Genomic DNA, 16675 nt, shown 5'->3' on the forward strand with positions numbered 1-16675 from the left:
AAAGGGTTTGAACATGAGGCGTATCATCCAGCGTCTGATCGCGGCCATCGTGCTGTCGATCGGCATCGTCGCCGCCGCGGTCGGCACCTCCTACGGACAGGACAAGGTGGTCCGCATCGGCTACCAGAAATACGGCAAGCTGGTGCTGCTCAAGAGCAAGGGCACGCTGGAGCCGAAGTTAGCTGCCGACGGCTACAAGGTGGTGTGGACCGAATTCCCCTCCGGCCCGCCGCTGCTCGAGGCGCTCAATGTCGGCGCGATCGATTTCGGCAACACCGGCGAAGCCCCGCCGATCTTCGCGCAAGCCGCCGGCGCGCCGATCCAGTATGTCGCCTACGAGCCGCCGGCGCCGAAGGGCGAGGCGATCCTGGTGCCGAAGGAGAGCCCGCTGAAATCGGTCGCCGACCTCAAGGGCAAGAAGGTCGCGCTCAACAAGGGCTCCAATGTCCATTACCTCCTGGTCAAGGCGCTGGAGAAAGCCGGCGTCAAATATTCCGAGATCGAGCCGGTGTTTCTCGCGCCAGCCGATGCGCGCGCCGCCTTCGAGCGCGGCGCGGTCGTTGCCTGGGTGATCTGGGATCCGTTCCTGGCCGCCGCGGAAGCCGCCACCAGCGCGCGCACGCTTACCGACGGCACCGATATTGTCGCCAACTACCAGTTCTATTTTTCCTCGAGGAAATTCCTCGAAGCCCATCCTGAGATCGTCGACGCCGTGCTGGCCGAGCTGAGCGCGGTCGACGATTGGGCCAAGGGTGATATCCACGCGGTTGCCGAGCAGCTGGCGCCGTCGATCGGCTTGTCAGTCCCGGTGGTCGAGGTCGCGCTGAAGCGGCAATCCTACGGCATCAAGCCGCTGACCGATGCCGTCATCGTCGATCAGCAGCAGGTTGCGGACGCGTTCTTCGCACTCAACCTGATCCCCAAATCCATCAAGATTTCCGACGTGGCGCGGAGGCCAGGATCATGAGCACGCACAGCAAGCAAGCGAACGCCAACATCCTCTGGTTCCTACCGACCCACGGCGACGGCCGCTATCTCGGCACCGGCATCGGCGGCCGCGAGGTCAATTTCAACTATCTGCGCCAGATCGCGCAGGCTGCCGACCAGCTCGGCTATTTCGGCGTGCTGCTGCCGACCGGGCGGTCTTGCGAGGATTCATGGATCGTCGCCTCCTCGGTCGCGCCGTTCACCGAGCGGCTGCGCTATCTCGTGGCGGTCAGGCCCGGCCTGCAATCGCCGAGCGTGGCCGCGCGCATGACCGCGACGCTCGACCGCATCACCAACGGCCGGCTCCTGGTCAACGTCGTCACCGGCGGCGATCCCGTCGAGAACAAGGGCGACGGCATCTTCCTCGCCCATGACGAGCGCTACGAGGTCACCCGCGAGTTCCTCAGCGTCTATAGCGAGCTGCTCGCTGGCAAGACCGTCAATGTCGAGGGCAAGCACATCCACGTCGAAGGCGGCAAGCTGCTGTTTCCTCCGGTGCAGTCGCCGCGTCCGCCGCTCTATTTCGGCGGCTCGTCGGATGCCGGCATCGACGTCGCCGTCGATACCGTCGACAAATATCTGACCTGGGGCGAGCCGCCGGCCTTGGTCGCGGAGAAGATCGCGAAGGTCAGGGAGGTCGCAGCGGCTCGCGGTCGAAAACTATCCTTCGGCATCCGGCTTCACGTGATTGTCCGCGAGACCAGCGATGCGGCTTGGCGTGCGGCGAATGAGCTGATCAAGCATGTCAGCGACGAGACCATCGCGACCGCGCAGAAGAACTTTGAGCGCATGGATTCGGTCGGCCAGCAGCGCATGGCGCAGCTCCATGGCGGCAAGCGCGACAAGCTCGAGATCGCCCCGAACCTGTGGGCCGGCGTCGGTCTCGTGCGTGGCGGCGCCGGCACGGCGCTGGTCGGCGACGCCCAGACGGTCGCGGCCCGCATCAAGGAGTATCAGGACATCGGCATCGATACCTTCATCATGTCGGGCTACCCGCATCTGGAGGAAGCCTATCGTTTCGCCGAGCTGGTGTTCCCGCTGCTCTCGATGGAGCAGCCCAGCAACGTGACCAGGCTGCACTTCAACGGTGGCCCTTTTGGTGAAACGGTCGGCAGCGACTATCGTCCGCAGCAGCAGGTGTCGCAATCATGAGCCTGATCGACAGCGTTTCGCTTCCCCGCGGTTTGCGCCTGCCGCGCGTCGACGGCCTGATTCAGTGGATCGTGCCGCTCGCCATCATCGCGATCTGGCAGGTCGCCAGCGTCACCGGCTTCGTGCCGACGCGGGTGCTGCCGGCGCCGAGCGACGTGTTGCTTGCGGGCTGGAAGCTGCTGCTCTCCGGCGAGCTCGTTCGCAACATCTGGGTCTCGTTCTGGCGCGCCTCGATCGGCTTCCTGATCGGCGGCAGCATCGGCTTTGCCTTCGGCCTCGCCAACGGCCTGTCGCAACTGTCGTCAAAGCTCACCGATACCACGCTGCAGATGGTGCGCAACGTGCCGCATCTGGCGCTGATCCCTCTTGTCATTTTGTGGTTCGGCATCGACGAGAGCGCGAAGCTGTTTTTGGTCGCGCTCGGCGTGTTCTTCCCGATCTACCTCAACACGCTGCACGGCATCCGCACCGTCGACCCGCAGCTGATCGAGATGGGCCGCATCTACGGCATGACCGACGGCGAGCTGTTCCGCCGGGTGATCTTTCCGGGCGCGCTGCCCTCGATCTTCGTCGGCATCCGTTTTGCGCTCGGCATCATGTGGCTGACCTTGATCGTCGCCGAGACCATCGCGGCGTCCTCGGGCCTCGGCTACATGGCGATGCAGGCGCGCGAGTTCATGCTGATCGACGTCGTGGTGCTCTCGATCCTGATCTACGCGCTGCTCGGCAAGCTCGCCGACAGCGCCTCCCGCGTGCTGGAGCGCCTGACGCTCTCCTGGCACCCCGCTTATTGGAAACGCTGAGCAGACATACTGGGAATCACATGCAGACAGCCCTTCGTACCTCCCTTCCGGACACCGAACTCGCCAGCCGCGCCCATTTCGCGCCTCACGCCCGCGTCGTGCGCGAGGAGCGCCCGGTGCAGACATCTGGCCTGCCGCTCAGCATCCGCGGCTTGCGCAAATCCTACGGCGACAACGAGGTGCTGCGCGGCATCGACCTGCACATCCCCGCCGGCCAGTTCGTCGCGATTGTGGGCAAGAGCGGCTGCGGCAAGAGCACGCTGCTGCGCCTCATCGCGGGCCTGGAGAAGTTCGACGCCGGTAGCATCTCGCTCGGCGACGCCGTGAAGCCCGAGGATATTCGCGTGATGTTCCAGGAGCCGCGGCTGTTGCCTTGGGCCCGCGTTCTCTCCAATGTCGAGGTCGGCCTCGGTCGCGATCGTTCATCCAGTGATGCGCATACACGCGCCGATAAGGCGTTGACCGAAGTCGGACTGACCGACAAGCGCGACCAGTGGCCCTCGGTACTGTCGGGCGGCCAGAAGCAGCGCGTAGCTCTTGCCCGCGCGCTGGTCTCGCGTCCCCGTGTGCTCGCCTTCGACGAGCCGCTTGGCGCGCTGGACGCGTTGACCCGCATCTCGATGCAGCGGTTGCTGGAGCGCGTCTGGCGCGACCAGGGCTTTACCGCGATCCTGGTAACCCACGATGTCGCCGAGGCGGTCGCGCTTGCCGACCGGGTGCTGGTGATCGAGGAAGGGCGCATCGCCCATGACGTTGTGGTTAACACGGCCCGGCCCCGCGAACGCGGCTCGGCCGAACTCGCGGGTCTCGAAGGCTCGATCCTGAGCCACCTTTTGTCGGCGGACGATCGTACCTAGATAGACAGGGACCCCCGCTTGGGGACGATGCCATGAATGTAGTGCCCCGCGATCTCATGACCGAAAATGTCGTCTCCTCCGCCGATTTCCGCGGCGCCATGCGCCATCTCACCGGCGGCGTCAGCGTCATCACCGCCGGACGGGGCAAGGACATCACCGGCATGACCGTCACCTCGGTCAGCTCGTTCTCGGTCGATCCGCCGACGCTGATCGTCAGCATCAACCGCGACGCCTCCTCCTTCCCGCTGATCCGCCGCCACGGCGCTTTCGGCGTGAACATCCTCGCGGCCGATCAGCTCGACATCGCCGAGCGCTTTGCCGGCAAGGGCGGGCTCAAGGGCGCCGATCGTTTCGCGGGTGCCAGATGGATGACGGCGGTCTCGGGTGTTCCGCTGCTGGTCGGTGCATTGTCCGCCGTCGATTGCGAAGTCGAGGAGATCTTCGAGCGCCATTCGCACGGCATCGTCATCGGGCGGGTGCGAGACGTCAGGAATTCGACCCGCAATGCTGCGCTGGCCTATTGGCACGGCCAGTACGTGGCGGTGGATCAGGACGAAGACGCGGTCAGGCTTGCGGACGTCAGCGTTCCCACCCAGGTCCGGCGCGGCGTTTGATCGCCGCCGGCCACAGGCCGTGCAGGCTGGCCTTTTCCCCGTCATCGCTCTAGAAGCGCTGCCTGAGCCTCCCGCCGGGACAGCAATGGAGCGCAATGATGAAACGCGTCGCGACCTGGGCTTTCTATGCGGTCGGCGCGCTCGCGATCGCCTATCTCGCGCTCTATGCCTATGCGATGTTCAGCGGCCATCCGATCGTGCCGGGCGACCCCATCCAGATCTTCCGCAGGCCGGATGCGCCGAGCTATTCGTGAGGTTCTCTCCTCGTCATGGCCGGGCTTGGCCCGGCCATCCACGCGCCGCCGCGCTTCCCGGAGAGACGTGGATGGGACAAGCCCGGGCGTGACGGCGGAGTGCGTGGCGACTACCCCCGCGAGATCGCCAGCGCCAGCGCCTGCGCGCGCGGCACGATGCTGTCGAGCTCGAGATATTCCTCCGGCGTGTGCGCGAGCCCGCCGACCGGGCCTAGTCCGCAGATGGTCGGCGTTCCGACCGCGGCGGTGAAGCCGGAATCGGCGCAGCCGCCGGAGAACTCGCCCTGAAGCGTGGTGAGGCCGGCCTGCTTTGCGGCGGCCTGATAATTCTCGAACAGTGCCTTTGAATCGGCGCTCTGCACCACCGGCACGAACTCGCCCTTGACCGTCAGCGTCGCGCTGGTGCCGGGCACGTAAGGTGTCGCGATGATGGTCTCGATCGCGGCCATCACCCTCGCGCGGTCCGCCGGATCGACGTAGCGCAGGTCGATCTGCCCTTCAGCGTAAGGCGCGGTCGTGTTGACGGATTGCCCGCCCGAGACGAGGCCGACATTGAGCGTGATGCCCTTGTCGAGATCAGTCAGCGCGTGGATATGCACGATCTTGTGCGCGAGCTCGCCGATTGCGCTGACGCCGGCGGCGAAATTGGCGCCGGAATGCGCGGCTTTGCCGATGATGGCGAAATGCATGAAGATGCCGCCCTTGCGGCCGGTGACGATATTGCCGGTCGGGCGGCCTGGCTCGGAATTGAACACGGCGCGCGCGGCGCGTCCTTCGCGCTCGATCACCGGCCGTGAGGAGGGCGAGCCGATCTCCTCGTCCGAGGTGATCAGCAGCTTGATCGGGTGCGGATTGCCGCCGAATTTGTGGAAGGCGGTTGCCACGAATATGTTCATGACGACACCGGACTTCATGTCCGCAACACCAGGACCATAGGCGCGCTTGTCTTGAATCGTGAACGGACGCCGCGCGGCCTCGCCTTTGCCGAACACGGTGTCGCGATGTCCCATCAACAGCACCGGCTTCTCGTTGCTGCCGGGCTTTGCCACCTCGGCGTGGATCGCATCGCCGAAAGTGCCGTGGCTTTCGCGCCGGAACGGAATGCCATGCTCGGCAAAATGCCGCTCGAACCGCGCCCCGACCGCATCGACGCCTTCCTTGTCATAGGATCCGGAATCGATGTTCACGACATCGCGCAGCAGGTCGATCATCGCCTGCCGCTGCGTCGCCAGCCAGTCCGTGATTTGATCTTGAGACATGTTGATCCTCCCGTGGTTCTCACGCGGGTTTATAGGGCCTTGCGGGGGCCTGACCTAGTCGCCGGATGCGGTGCGGCCATGCCGCGGTTCAAGGCGGGATATCTCTCCACCTTCGCCGGGACGACACTGGGGCGTGGCGCGCGGCGACGTTCTATCTCAAACAAAAATGCCCGGGATTGATCCCGGGCATTCGCATTCTCAATCGGCGTGGATCTTACGCCCCCATCATCGGCATGCGCGGATACTCGCCCGGCGTACCGGCGGGGGTGATCGGAATGCCGCCGTCGGAATATTCGTTGAGCTTGTTGCGCAGCGTACGGATCGAGATGCCGAGGATGTTGGCGGCATGGGTCCGGTTGCCCAGGCAGTGCTTCAACGTCTCCAGGATCAGGTCGCGCTCGACATCCGCGACGGTGCGACCGACCAGGGCCCGCGTCACCTGCTCGGCGGCCATGGTGGCATGCGCCACGGCCGGCACGGTCTTGGCGAGGTCGAGGCGGTCGCCGTCGGGCGTGAGGATCGCATCGGCGCCGATCTCGTCGCCCTGCGCCATCAGGACCGAGCGGTGCATGGTGTTTTCGAGCTCGCGGACGTTGCCCTGCCAGCGGTTGGTGGAGAGCACGCGGCGCGCTTCCGCCGAGATCGGGCGCATCGGCACGCCGTTCGCTTCGGCGTATTTCTTCACGAAGTGCTGGGCGAGCTCGAGAATGTCGAGGGGACGCTCGCGCAGCGGCGGGATCTTCAGATTCACGACGTTGAGCCGGAACAAGAGGTCCTCGCGGAACGTGCCCTCGCGCACGGCCTCGACCAGGTTGCGGTTCGAGGTCGCGATGATGCGGATGTCCACCGGGACCGGCTTGGTGCCGCCGACGCGGTCGATCACGCGCTCCTGGATGGCGCGGAGCAGTTTCGATTGCAGGCGGACGTCCATCTCCGAGATTTCGTCGAGCAGCAGCGTGCCGCCGGTCGCCTCCTCGAACTTGCCGATGCGGCGGGCGATCGCCCCGGTGAAGGCGCCCTTCTCGTGGCCGAACAGCTCGGACTCCAGCAGATGCTCGGGGATCGCGGCGCAGTTGATCGAGATGAACGGGCGCTTGGCGCGTCCCGAGCGGGTGTGGACGTAGCGAGCCAGCACTTCCTTGCCTGTCCCGGATTCGCCGGTGATCATCACCGAAGCGTCCGAGCCGGCGATCTGCTGGGCGAGCTTGATCACCTTGGCCATCGCCTCGTCGCGATAGACCAGCTCGCGGGAATCGTTGGCGACTGCGGCCAGCACCGCAGCGATCAGTTCCGGGTCCGGCGGCAGCGGGATGTATTCCTTGGCGCCGGCATGGATCGCGGCAACCGCGGCGCGGGCGTCGTTGGTGATGCCGCAGGCGACGATCGGGGCGTGGATGTGCTCGGCCTCCAGACGCATCACGAGGTCGCGGATGTCGAGGGCGACGTCGACCAGCAGGAGGTCGGCGCCCTTGCCGCCGCGCAGCACGCGCATCGCCTGATCGTGATCCTCGGCATGGGTCACGGTAGCGCCGTTCGCCATCGCGATCTTGGTGGCGGTGGTGAGCTGGCCCTTCAATGTGCCAACGATGAGAAGCCGCATGTCAGTCTCCTGTCCGTCTGGTCGCGCTGCCGCGCGTCGTCGCTTTAGGCGCGTTCAGTCTTGATGATTTCAGTCATGGTCACGCCGAGCTTGTCCTCCACCAGGACGACTTCGCCGCGGGCGACCAGCTTGTTATTGACGTAGATGTCGATGGCTTCGCCGACGCGCCGGTCGAGCTCGAGCACGGTCCCAGGTCCGAGCTTCAACAGCTCGCTGACGTCCATCTTGGAGCGGCCGAGCACGGCCGAGACCTGCACCGGCACGTCGAATACGGCCTCGAGGTCGGCGGCGGCGCGCGTCGCGTATTCGTCCTCGTTGTAGCCGACGTCGGTGCCGGTAGGCGGCATCGGGCCGTTGAGATCGGGCAGCGGGACCTGTCCGTCATTGTCGCTCATGATTTAACTCCCCCTGCGGGACGCAACGTAGCGCCCCACCATTTCGTCGATTTTGGCCGCGATGGCGGCGCGCTCCAGCACGACGCCGCCATCGGCCCATTCGATTCGGCAGTCGCCGGTGGCAATCTCGGGCTCGGCCAGAATCACCAGCCGGCCTTCAAAGCCGTTCTGCCTGGCCAGCCGCTCGATGTTCTCGCGCGCGGCGTCGTAGAGTGCGTCGTTGATGCGGACGACGAGATGCGGCGTCGCGACCAGATGCGAGAAGCAGTCCTTGACCAGCGCGACGATCTCGCCGAGCGGCTCGGCGGCGACCAGATCGGCGCACAGCTTGCGCGCCACCGCGACCGCGACGTCGACCGCCTCGGTCTCCATCTTGGATTCGATGTTGCCGATGCCCGAGGCGATGCCCCGGATGGCGATGTTGATCTCTTCCATGGCAAGCGCGACACGGCGGTCGCTCTCGGCTTTGGCCTCGCGCTGGCCAGCGGCGAAGCCGTCCTGATAGGCGCGCGCCTCGGCTTCCGCGACCTTCTGGGCGATCTCGGCCGCGGTTGCGGCCTTCTCGCGCGTCCGGTCGGGCGCTGCGAAGTCGTTGTCGAACAGGAATTTTGCCGGAGCGGCCATCAGTACACCAGCTCGTCGTCGGCGCGGTTCTTGGTCAGCATGATCTCGCCCTTGGCGGCGAGGTCCTTGGCGAGGTTGACCAGCAACGCCTGGGCCTCGTCGACGTCGCGCAGGCGGACCGGACCCATCGCCGCCATGTCGTCCTGGAGCATTTTGGCCGCACGAGAAGACATGTTGCCGAAGAAGAAGTTGCGGACGTCCTCGTTGGCGCTCTTGAGCGCGACGCCGAGCTTGTCCTTGTCGACGTTGCGCATGAGGGTCTGGGCGGAGCCGGAATCCAGCTTCACGAGGTCGTCGAAGGTGAACATCAGCGCCTTGATGCGCTCGGCCGATTCGCGGTTGTCTTCTTCCAGCGAGGTGATGAAGCGGGTTTCGGTCTGGCGGTCGAAATTGTTGAAGATTTCCGCCATCACCTCGTGCGCGTCGCGTCGGCGGGTCTGGGACAGATTGGACATGAATTCGGTCCGCAGCGTCTTCTCCACGCTCTCGATCACCTCCTTCTGCACCGCCTCCATCTTCAGCATGCGGTTGACGACGTCGAGCGCCAGATCCTCGGGGAAGATGCCGAGCACGCGGGCGGCGTGTTCCGGCTTCAGCTTCGACAGCACCACCGCGATGGTCTGCGGATATTCGTTCTTGAGATAGTTGGCGAGCACCTCTTCCTGCACGTTGGAGAGCTTCTCCCACATGTTACGGCCGGCGGGGCCGCGGATTTCGTCCATGATGCCGTTGACGCGCTCGGGGGCCAGGTATTGCTGGAGCAGCCGCTCGGTGGCATCGAAATTGCCCATCAGCGCGCCGGAGGCCGACATCCGCGAGACGAACTCGAGCAGCATGTCCTCCACCGTGTCGACCTCGACGGTGCCGAGCGTCGACATCTCCAGGGAGAGCTGGCGCACCTCGTCGTCGTCGAGCAAGCCCCAGATCTTGCCGCCATATTGCTCGCCGAGCGCCAGCATCAGGATCGCGGCGCGCTTCGGCCCCGGTACTGCTTCGGTCTTGGCACCCGCGCGGCCGACGGCACGCTGACCGAGCGTGGAGATCACGCTGGTGATGTCGTTGGAATTGGCGTTTTGCAGGGCAGCGGCCATGTCAGATCACTTCTCGATTATTTCGCGGGTTCGGTCAGCCATTGGCGGATGATGGCGACCGTCTCGTTGGGATTGCGCTCGGCGAGTTCGCCGACGCGATGGACGGATTGGGCATGGACCTGGCCCTGGACGGTGGCGACGTCGATCGCGCTCGCAGCGCCGCTCGGCAGGAGCGGCTGGCTGGCGGGCGCGGCCTCGTCGCTCGCGGGACCGGTGAGGACGCCGGAGATGGCGGCTGCGACTTCGTCCGATGCCAGGATGCGCTTGACCAGCGGCCGGATCACCAGGAACAGCACGACCAAGCCGAGCAGCATCATCACGCCAAGCTCGACGAAGTACATGACGTCGTCCTTGGTAAACTGGAGCATGCCGAGCAAGCCGCTCGGCTCCGCGATCGGGGTGGTGGAGGGGGCGTCGGCAAAGCGCAGATTGACGACCTCGACCTGGTCGCCGCGCTTCTGGTCGAAGCCGATCGCCGAGCGCACCAGCGTGGCGATGCGATCGAGCTGCTCCTTGGTGCGGTCCTGGTAGGCCAGATCGCCCTTCTCGTTCTTGGAGTAGATGCCGTCGACCAGCACCGCCACCGAGATGCGGTTGACCCGGCCGGCCTCGGTCACCTCGGTCTTGGTGGTGCGGGAGATCTCGTAATTGTTGGTCTCTTCGCTCTTCTTGCTCTGGTCCTTGGCCGCGACGCCGCCGTTCTGCTGGTTGCCCGGCAACTCGTTGTTGACGGTGACCTGGCCGTTGTTGTCGGCCGTCATGCTCTGCTCTTCGCGGGTCTGGCTCGAGCGCAGCACGCGGCCTTCGGGGTCGTACTTGTCCGAGGTCTGGGTGATCTTGTTGAAGTCGAAATCGGCGGAGAGTTGGACCCGGGCGCGTCCCGTCCCCACCACGGACGAGACGATGTCCTCGACCTGCTTGCGCATCCGCTTCTCGAAGGCGGTGCGACGCTCGTCGCCGATCTGCTGGTCCGGATCGGTTTGCGCGCCGTCGGCGAGCAGCTGTCCAGTCTCGTCGACGATCGAGACCCGCTGCGGCTTCAGCCCGTTCACGGCCGAGGCCACGAGGTGGCGGATGGCGCGGATCTGCTGGGCTTCCAGCGCACCGCGGACCCGAACCACGATCGAGGCCGACGGCTCCGGCGCCTCGCGCGAGAACAGCGGGCGCTCGGGCAGCACCAAATGGACGCGGGCGGCCTGGATGCGGTCGATGGCGCGGATGGTGCGGGCGAGCTCGCCTTCCAGCGCGCGGAGATGGTTGATGTTCTGGACGAAAGAGGTGGTGCCGAGCGCATCCGACTTGTCGAACACCTCGTAGCCGACGCCGCCGCCCTTGGGCAGGCCGCCCTCGGCGAGCTTCATCCGCAGGCGGGTGACCTTGTCCTTGGGCACCATGATGATGGTGCCCTCGTTGCGCAGCTCGAACTGGATACCCTGGCGCTCCAGGTCCTTGATGATGCCCGAGGAGTCCTCGACGCTGAGGTCGGTGAACAGCGTCGTCATCTGCGGCGTGGTGACGCGCATGATGACGAACGCAAAGAAGCCGACGAGCGCGGCGGTGACCGCGATCATCGCCCCGAACCGGGCGGCTCCAATACCCTTCAGAAAGTCCGCAAGACCTTGCAAGCAACCGCCCCGACAGATTCGGCTGCTTTCACAGGAAAGGCCGACTGGGCAATTATTGCCTAGGTGATGGTTTCGATATGGTTAACGAAGGTTAAGAGCTGCGACAAAAGTCGCGCCAAAACGAAACATGAAAAAAATCGGCCTCGCAACGCGAGGCCGATTTTCGTCAAAGGCCGCAGATTTCCGGATTGCCTACTGGCGATATTGTTGGATACGGGTGGTGCGAAGTCCCGCCAGACCATGCTGGTCGATCGAAAACTGCCAGGAGAGGAATTCGTCAACCGTCAGGGTATAACGGCTGCAGGCCTCCTCGAGGGAGAGAAGACCGCCACGGACTGCGGCGACGACCTCGGCCTTGCGGCGGATGACCCAGCGTTTGGTGCCGGGTGCAGGCAGATCCGCAATCGTCAACGGACTACCGTCCGGCCCGATGACGTATTTTACCCTCGGGCGATGGGGTTCTGTCATGGCGTACTCACAAACTCTCAACCACTGAACTCACTCAGGAACCCTACGCGCGCCGGCTTAAAAATCCGCTAAGCCTAAGGCTTCAATACAATTCTCGTTGAAAATGGCTGGAACGCAGCCGTCTCGACCGGCGGGACGGTGCGTCCAGGCGGGCCGAGGGGGGTGTTCGTAAATACTTTACTAACGAACGAGGCCTGCGCGCGACGCTGCAAGGCCCCAATTGTCGTCCTGGCGAACGCCAGGACCCATTACCCAGGGAGGAGTTGCTACGACGACCCGGGGTCAGGTCCTCGCGCCAAAACGACTTGCGGTGGTTATGCGTCCTGGCTTTCGCCAGGACGACACCGAATATTCAGTCGCGACATTCCGCCTTTAATTGCTGGCCGTCGCGATGATGCTCTTGACCTGGCTCAAGGTGTAGCTGGAGCCGTCGATGGTCAGCAGCGGCGGCGACTGGGTCAGGTCGACGGATGACACCGTGCCCTGCACCTGCGCGGCGATGCCGACATTGTTGTTGGCGACATCCTTGCCCGTGGCCGAGATCGTGTACTTGCCGTCGGGCCATTGCGTGCCGTCATTGCCCATTCCGTTCCAGGTGAACGGAACGTCGGTGCCCGCGCCGGCGGTGTATTTGCCGGTGAACACGGTCTGGCCGCTGGCATTGGCGATGGTGATGTCGACAGTGGCGTCGCTCGGCACGTTGAGATGCCAGGTCGCCGACGAATTCGTCATGGTCCCGGTGGTGCCGTCGACCAGGGCGGTCTTGCCGACGAAGCCGAGCGCCTGGGTCGCCTGCGTGGTCTGTTGCAGGGTGACGAGCTGGGACAGCGAGTCGTTGGTCTTGAGCTGCTGCTCGACGCCGGCGAACTGCACCAGCTGCTGCGTGAACTGGTTGGTGTCGAGTGGATCGAGCGGGTTCTGGTTCTGCAGCTGCGTCGTCAGCAGCGTCAGGAAGGTCTGGAAGTTGCCGGCCAGCGTTGCGCCGGTGGTCGAGCCCAGGCCGGGGTTCGACGAGGATTTCGGCAGGTCCGTCGTGCCCGAGACGACGGATGGGGCAGTGGCGGCATTCGTGGTGGTCATGATCGAATACTCCTCACACTCTGATGTCGACGCCGCTGCTCGATCCGAGCATGCGGCCGTAGCTGCGCCCGACCGGGGCCGCGGGAACTGCGTCCTCGTCGCTGACGATCAGCCGGCGGGCATTGCCGCCATTGTCGTTGTTCTGGTCGGAGTTCTGGCCCGATGAATTCTGATCGCGCAGGCTGAAGGACAGCCCGTTGCTGCCGGTCTTGAGGCCGGCATCGTCGAGCGCGCGCTGCAATTGCGGCGCGTCCTGCCGCAGCATCTGCAGCGTCTCCGGCTTCTCGACGGTGAGATGCGAGGTGACCTGGCCGTTGCGGTCGACATTGATGCGGACGTCGATGCGGCCGAGGTCGAGCGGATCGAGGCTGATGTCGAACCGGGTCTTGCCCGCGCGCGCGGCGGCGACAATTTCGATCGGCACGCCGCTGATCGGTATGGCATTGGCATTCGCCGCGGTCGCCGTGAGCGTCGCGGTCGAAGCGGTCGCGGCCGAAGTGGTATTGGTCAGCGGCGCTTGGATGGCGGAGGCCGCCTGCGCGCTGGCGTCGGTGGTGGGGATAGCGGCCTGCATGCCCGCGTGGGCATGCGGTGTTGCCGTCGCCGGTGCGGCATCGGCGGTGCGGTCGGAACTCCCTGCCTTGGTGTCGGCCGCGTTCGCGTCGATCGGCGGCTTGTCGGCTTGCGGATGCGCCGTGGTGGCGGAGGCTGCCGTCGCCGAGGTCTGCGCGGCGTTCGCCTTGCCGGTGTCCTGACCGATATTGGAGACGTCGCTCGCGCCTTGCGCAGTGGCTGCGGCCTTGAACGAGGTTTTTGGCGTGCCCTGGTCGACGGCGGCGATCAGGCCGCCATTGGTCTTGGCATCGGTCGCGGTCGAATCGGTCGTGCCGGTCGCGGCATCGGCCAGCGTCGCCGAGGTGTCGGCATCGACCTTGGCGCTCGCGGTCTTGGCGCTCTTGTCGCCCGGCGTCGCGGTATCGGTCTTGGTGCCGGCGATCTGCGCCGTGATGGATGCGCTGGCGGCGATGCCGGCGGCGGCAATCGTCAGCGGCGAGGAGGCGGGGCCGGCGGCCTGGTTCGCGGTCGCGTTGGGATCGACCGGCACGGCCACCACGAGTGCATTCGGATCGGGCACGGCGGCCTGCGTCGCGTCAATCTGCGCGGCGGCCGCGGTATCGACGGCGGCGGCGAGGCCATCGGTGCCGTCGGCCTTGTCCGCTTTGGTCTCGTCGGACTTGTCCGCAGACTTGTCGGCCGATTTGGCGTCGGACGCCTTCGGCTTGTCCTTGGTCTTGCTATCAGCCTTGGCCGCATCGGCGGTCGAGTCGTTCTTGGCGTCGCTCTTGGCATCGTTCCTGGCGTCGTTCCTGGCGTCGTTTTTGGCGGACGCGGAATTGTCGGCGTCGTCGCTGGCCTTGCTCTGCGAGAACTGGTCGCTCGCCGCGCGATCGCGCGGGCTCTTGTCCGAGGCGGAGGACGATGAATCCGGCCGCCGCGGGGTGTCCTGTGCGGAGGACGCCGCGCTGTCGTTGATCGCCTGGGTGTTGCTGTCCACCAGCGAGCCGAAGGAATCGTTGGCGGAGCTGTCTTTCGGGGCTTGCGACCGGGCAGGCTTTTGCTGCGCGCTCTGCACTTGCACGCTTGCCGCTACATCTGACGTACGACCGACCACAGGCAACCCCTTGGAAACATCTTCGCCATGAAAGGTAGCAAGGAGCGGGCCACCCTTGCGCGATGAAGTTTTGTCGAGACAAATCAATATCTTGGCGAATTGGCGCCTCCGCCGCGAGGCCTCTCGAAGCCCCACCATTTCTGCCTCCCCGGCAAGAATTGCCGTAAACCATGCGGGGTCCGTGATTGCTTCACCGGAAGGCCGCCTATATTAAAGAGACAGCTCTCAGCCGCTTTCGACCGGGCAGGCCGCGCCATTCGGGAACTCTCAGTTCCCGCGGGTCGCCGTTGTCCCGCCGGAAGCACCCAGCGGATCGCCCAACGCCGCCGTCCACAACGCTTTAAGGCCCATGCTCAACAGTCTGGATCTCGAAGGCCGTCCTGAGGATACCAGGGTCGTCGTTGCCATGTCGGGCGGCGTCGATTCCTCGACGACGGCTGCGCTTTTGAAGGCGGAAGGCTACGACGTCGTCGGCATCACGCTGCAGCTCTACGACCACGGCGCGGCCACCCATCGCAAGGGCGCCTGCTGCGCCGGCCAGGACATCCACGACGCCCGCGACGTCGCGGCCAAGCTCGGCATTCCCCATTACGTGCTCGACTACGAGGACCGCTTTCGCGAGTCCGTCATCGACAATTTCGCCGACAGCTACGCGCTCGGCGAGACGCCGGTGCCGTGCATCGAGTGCAACCGCTCGGTCAAGTTCCGCGACCTCTTGAAGACCGCGCGCGAACTCGGCGCCACCGCGCTCGCCACCGGCCATTACGTCGCCTCGCGCCGCCGCGCCGACGGCTCGCGCGCGCTGGTGTGTGCCGCCGACGCCGATCGCGACCAGAGCTACTTCCTGTTCGCGACCACGCAGGAGCAGCTCGATTATCTGCGCTTTCCGCTCGGCGACATGACCAAGCCCGAGACGCGCGAGCTGGCGCGGCGCTTCGGTCTCGCGGTTGCCGACAAGCACGACAGCCAGGACATCTGCTTCGTGCCCACCGGCCGCTACACCGACATCATCACCCGCCTGCGGCCGAACGCGATGGACCCCGGCGACATCGTCGATCTCGACGGCCGCGTGCTCGGCCGGCACAACGGCATCGCCAATTTCACCATCGGCCAGCGCCGCGGCCTCGGCATCGCAGCCGCCGCGCCGCTGTTCGTGGTGCGGCTGGAGGCCGCCAACCGCCGCGTCGTCGTCGGCCCGCGCGAGGCGCTGAAGATGCACCGCATCGTGTTGCGCGACGTCAACTGGATCGGCGATGGCGACATCGACCGCGCGATCGGGAATGGCCTCGAAATGTTCGTGCGCGTGCGCTCGACCCGCGCGCCGCAGCCTGCGTGGCTGCGCGGCGCGAACGGCCATTACGAGGTCGAGCTCGTCGCCGGCGAAGAGGGCGTTTCGCCGGGACAGGCCTGCGTGTTCTACGACGCACCTGGCGGCCAGGCCCGCGTGCTCGGCGGCGGCTTCATTCAAAGCGCCGCCGCGAAAGCCGCAAGCAGCACGACGAGGCCGCTCGCAGAAGCGGTCCGCGGCTAAAAAATATATTGGGTAGGGGCATGGCAGCAGACATCTCGCGGGCCGGGGTCGAGAAGGCCTATGGCCGCTGGGCGCCGGTCTACGATCTCGTGTTCGGCAAGGTGTTCGACGCCGGAAGGCAGTCGACCATCGCCGAGGCCGACCGCATCGGCGGCCGCATCCTCGACGTCGGCGTCGGCACCGGGCTTTCGCTCTCCGACTATGCGCGCACCACGAAGATCTGCGGCGTCGACATCTCCGAGCCGATGCTGCGCAAGGCGCAATCGCGCGTGCGGAGCTTGCGGCTCTCCAATGTCGAAGTGCTCTCGGTGATGGACGCCAAAAACCTCGCCTTCCCCGAAAACTTCTTCGACGCGGTGGTCGCACAATACGTCATCACCGCGGTGCCCGATCCCGAAGGCACGCTCGACGAGTTCGTGCGCGTCTTGAAGCCCGGCGGCGAGCTGATCCTGGTCAACCACATCGGCGCGGAAAAGGGTTTTCGCAAACTCTCCGAGCTGGCGTTTGCGCCCCTGGCTCGCCGTCTCGGCTGGCGTCCGGAGTTTCCGTGGGCCCGCCTGGTCGACTGGGCCGCAAAACACGGAGGCGTCACGCTGGCTGAGCGCCGCCCGATGCCGCCGATGGGGCATTTTTCGCTGATCCGCTACCTCAAATCGTGATCGG

Annotated in this window: 17 protein-coding genes; 8 read left to right on the forward strand and 9 right to left on the reverse strand. The window is 65.5% G+C overall.

Annotation, left to right across the window (positions count from 1 at the left end; genetic code table 11):
• Positions 1–13 precede the first annotated feature (13 nt).
• The 6 genes from IVB40_RS04880 (at position 14) to IVB40_RS04905 (ending at position 4667) form a co-directional block, all read left to right on the forward strand.
• Positions 14–967 carry a sulfonate ABC transporter substrate-binding protein gene (locus IVB40_RS04880; RefSeq protein WP_247818231.1) on the forward strand — a complete coding sequence of 318 codons (954 nt, stop codon included), beginning with the start codon at positions 14–16 and terminating at the stop codon, positions 965–967.
• Positions 964–2139: an FMNH2-dependent alkanesulfonate monooxygenase gene (ssuD, locus tag IVB40_RS04885; RefSeq protein ID WP_247358325.1), complete on the forward strand. Its 1176-nt coding sequence runs from the start codon at positions 964–966 to the stop codon at positions 2137–2139. The genes IVB40_RS04880 and ssuD overlap by 4 nt, the downstream gene beginning before the upstream one ends.
• A complete protein-coding gene (gene ssuC / locus IVB40_RS04890) occupies positions 2136–2942 on the forward strand; it encodes an aliphatic sulfonate ABC transporter permease SsuC (RefSeq protein ID WP_027519919.1) in 807 nt (268 codons plus the stop codon). Before ssuD ends, ssuC begins: the two co-directional genes overlap by 4 nt.
• A gap of 20 nt (positions 2943–2962) precedes the next feature.
• Entirely contained in the window at positions 2963–3799 is an 837-nt protein-coding gene (locus IVB40_RS04895; RefSeq protein ID WP_027570429.1) for an ATP-binding cassette domain-containing protein, read from the forward strand.
• A 32-nt stretch (positions 3800–3831) separates the two neighbouring features.
• Positions 3832–4413, forward strand: coding sequence for a flavin reductase family protein (locus IVB40_RS04900; protein WP_247818232.1), 582 nt, complete (start codon positions 3832–3834; stop codon positions 4411–4413).
• A 95-nt stretch (positions 4414–4508) separates the two neighbouring features.
• Positions 4509–4667, forward strand: coding sequence for a hypothetical protein (locus tag IVB40_RS04905; protein WP_018453881.1), 159 nt, complete (start codon positions 4509–4511; stop codon positions 4665–4667).
• Positions 4668–4777: 110 nt separating this feature from the next.
• On the opposite strand, the gene IVB40_RS04910 is transcribed toward IVB40_RS04905, so the two are convergent.
• From IVB40_RS04910 to IVB40_RS04950, 9 genes are all read right to left on the reverse strand, one after another.
• Positions 4778–5926 carry a M20 family metallopeptidase gene (locus IVB40_RS04910; RefSeq protein ID WP_247818233.1) on the reverse strand — a complete coding sequence of 383 codons (1149 nt, stop codon included), beginning with the start codon at positions 5924–5926 and terminating at the stop codon, positions 4778–4780.
• 214 nt (positions 5927–6140) lie between these two features.
• Positions 6141–7526 carry a sigma-54 dependent transcriptional regulator gene (locus tag IVB40_RS04915; protein WP_247818234.1) on the reverse strand — a complete coding sequence of 462 codons (1386 nt, stop codon included), beginning with the start codon at positions 7524–7526 and terminating at the stop codon, positions 6141–6143.
• Between the two features lie 44 nt (positions 7527–7570).
• Positions 7571–7921, reverse strand: coding sequence for a flagellar motor switch protein FliN (gene fliN / locus IVB40_RS04920; protein WP_247818235.1), 351 nt, complete (start codon positions 7919–7921; stop codon positions 7571–7573).
• Between the two features lie 3 nt (positions 7922–7924).
• The gene (locus tag IVB40_RS04925) at positions 7925–8545 is read right to left on the reverse strand and encodes a FliH/SctL family protein (protein ID WP_007614077.1); all 621 of its coding nucleotides are present in this window, start codon (positions 8543–8545) and stop codon (positions 7925–7927) included.
• Positions 8545–9636, reverse strand: coding sequence for a flagellar motor switch protein FliG (fliG, locus tag IVB40_RS04930; RefSeq protein ID WP_007614076.1), 1092 nt, complete (start codon positions 9634–9636; stop codon positions 8545–8547). Before fliG ends, IVB40_RS04925 begins: the two co-directional genes overlap by 1 nt.
• A gap of 17 nt (positions 9637–9653) precedes the next feature.
• A complete protein-coding gene (fliF, locus tag IVB40_RS04935) occupies positions 9654–11261 on the reverse strand; it encodes a flagellar basal-body MS-ring/collar protein FliF (RefSeq protein WP_027570433.1) in 1608 nt (535 codons plus the stop codon).
• A 192-nt stretch (positions 11262–11453) separates the two neighbouring features.
• Positions 11454–11729, reverse strand: a complete 276-nt coding sequence (locus tag IVB40_RS04940; RefSeq protein ID WP_002714638.1) for a DUF1153 domain-containing protein — start codon at positions 11727–11729, stop codon at positions 11454–11456.
• A gap of 372 nt (positions 11730–12101) precedes the next feature.
• Positions 12102–12809 (reverse strand): flagellar hook capping FlgD N-terminal domain-containing protein, encoded by a 708-nt coding sequence (locus IVB40_RS04945; RefSeq protein ID WP_027570434.1) that lies wholly within the window; start codon positions 12807–12809, stop codon positions 12102–12104.
• Between the two features lie 13 nt (positions 12810–12822).
• Positions 12823–14619 (reverse strand): flagellar hook-length control protein FliK, encoded by a 1797-nt coding sequence (locus tag IVB40_RS04950; protein WP_247818236.1) that lies wholly within the window; start codon positions 14617–14619, stop codon positions 12823–12825.
• Between the two features lie 211 nt (positions 14620–14830).
• Between IVB40_RS04950 and mnmA the strand changes: the two genes are divergently transcribed.
• Together mnmA and IVB40_RS04960 are read left to right on the forward strand one after the other, a co-directional pair.
• Entirely contained in the window at positions 14831–16012 is a 1182-nt protein-coding gene (gene mnmA / locus IVB40_RS04955) for a tRNA 2-thiouridine(34) synthase MnmA (RefSeq protein WP_027570436.1), read from the forward strand.
• Positions 16013–16032: 20 nt separating this feature from the next.
• Positions 16033–16671: a class I SAM-dependent methyltransferase gene (locus IVB40_RS04960; RefSeq protein WP_247287700.1), complete on the forward strand. Its 639-nt coding sequence runs from the start codon at positions 16033–16035 to the stop codon at positions 16669–16671.
• Positions 16672–16675: the final 4 nt, after the last annotated feature.

It is taken from the genome of Bradyrhizobium sp. 40, from assembly GCF_023100925.1.
Lineage (GTDB): Bacteria > Pseudomonadota > Alphaproteobacteria > Rhizobiales > Xanthobacteraceae > Bradyrhizobium.

Excerpts from the sequence above, each read along its gene's own strand:
- IVB40_RS04880 (WP_247818231.1), top strand. The coding sequence starts at position 14 with ATGAGGCGTATCATCCAGCGTCTGATCGCGGCCATCGTGCTGTCGATC.
- ssuD (WP_247358325.1), top strand. The coding sequence starts at position 964 with ATGAGCACGCACAGCAAGCAAGCGAACGCCAACATCCTCTGGTTCCTA.
- ssuC (WP_027519919.1), top strand. The coding sequence starts at position 2,136 with ATGAGCCTGATCGACAGCGTTTCGCTTCCCCGCGGTTTGCGCCTGCCG.
- IVB40_RS04895 (WP_027570429.1), top strand. The coding sequence starts at position 2,963 with ATGCAGACAGCCCTTCGTACCTCCCTTCCGGACACCGAACTCGCCAGC.
- IVB40_RS04900 (WP_247818232.1), top strand. The coding sequence starts at position 3,832 with ATGAATGTAGTGCCCCGCGATCTCATGACCGAAAATGTCGTCTCCTCC.
- IVB40_RS04905 (WP_018453881.1), top strand. The coding sequence starts at position 4,509 with ATGATGAAACGCGTCGCGACCTGGGCTTTCTATGCGGTCGGCGCGCTC.
- IVB40_RS04910 (WP_247818233.1), bottom strand. The coding sequence starts at position 5,926 with ATGTCTCAAGATCAAATCACGGACTGGCTGGCGACGCAGCGGCAGGCG.
- IVB40_RS04915 (WP_247818234.1), bottom strand. The coding sequence starts at position 7,526 with ATGCGGCTTCTCATCGTTGGCACATTGAAGGGCCAGCTCACCACCGCC.
- fliN (WP_247818235.1), bottom strand. The coding sequence starts at position 7,921 with ATGAGCGACAATGACGGACAGGTCCCGCTGCCCGATCTCAACGGCCCG.
- IVB40_RS04925 (WP_007614077.1), bottom strand. The coding sequence starts at position 8,545 with ATGGCCGCTCCGGCAAAATTCCTGTTCGACAACGACTTCGCAGCGCCC.
- fliG (WP_007614076.1), bottom strand. The coding sequence starts at position 9,636 with ATGGCCGCTGCCCTGCAAAACGCCAATTCCAACGACATCACCAGCGTG.
- IVB40_RS04940 (WP_002714638.1), bottom strand. The coding sequence starts at position 11,729 with ATGACAGAACCCCATCGCCCGAGGGTAAAATACGTCATCGGGCCGGAC.
- IVB40_RS04945 (WP_027570434.1), bottom strand. The coding sequence starts at position 12,809 with ATGACCACCACGAATGCCGCCACTGCCCCATCCGTCGTCTCGGGCACG.
- IVB40_RS04950 (WP_247818236.1), bottom strand. The coding sequence starts at position 14,619 with ATGGTGGGGCTTCGAGAGGCCTCGCGGCGGAGGCGCCAATTCGCCAAG.
- mnmA (WP_027570436.1), top strand. The coding sequence starts at position 14,831 with ATGCTCAACAGTCTGGATCTCGAAGGCCGTCCTGAGGATACCAGGGTC.
- IVB40_RS04960 (WP_247287700.1), top strand. The coding sequence starts at position 16,033 with ATGGCAGCAGACATCTCGCGGGCCGGGGTCGAGAAGGCCTATGGCCGC.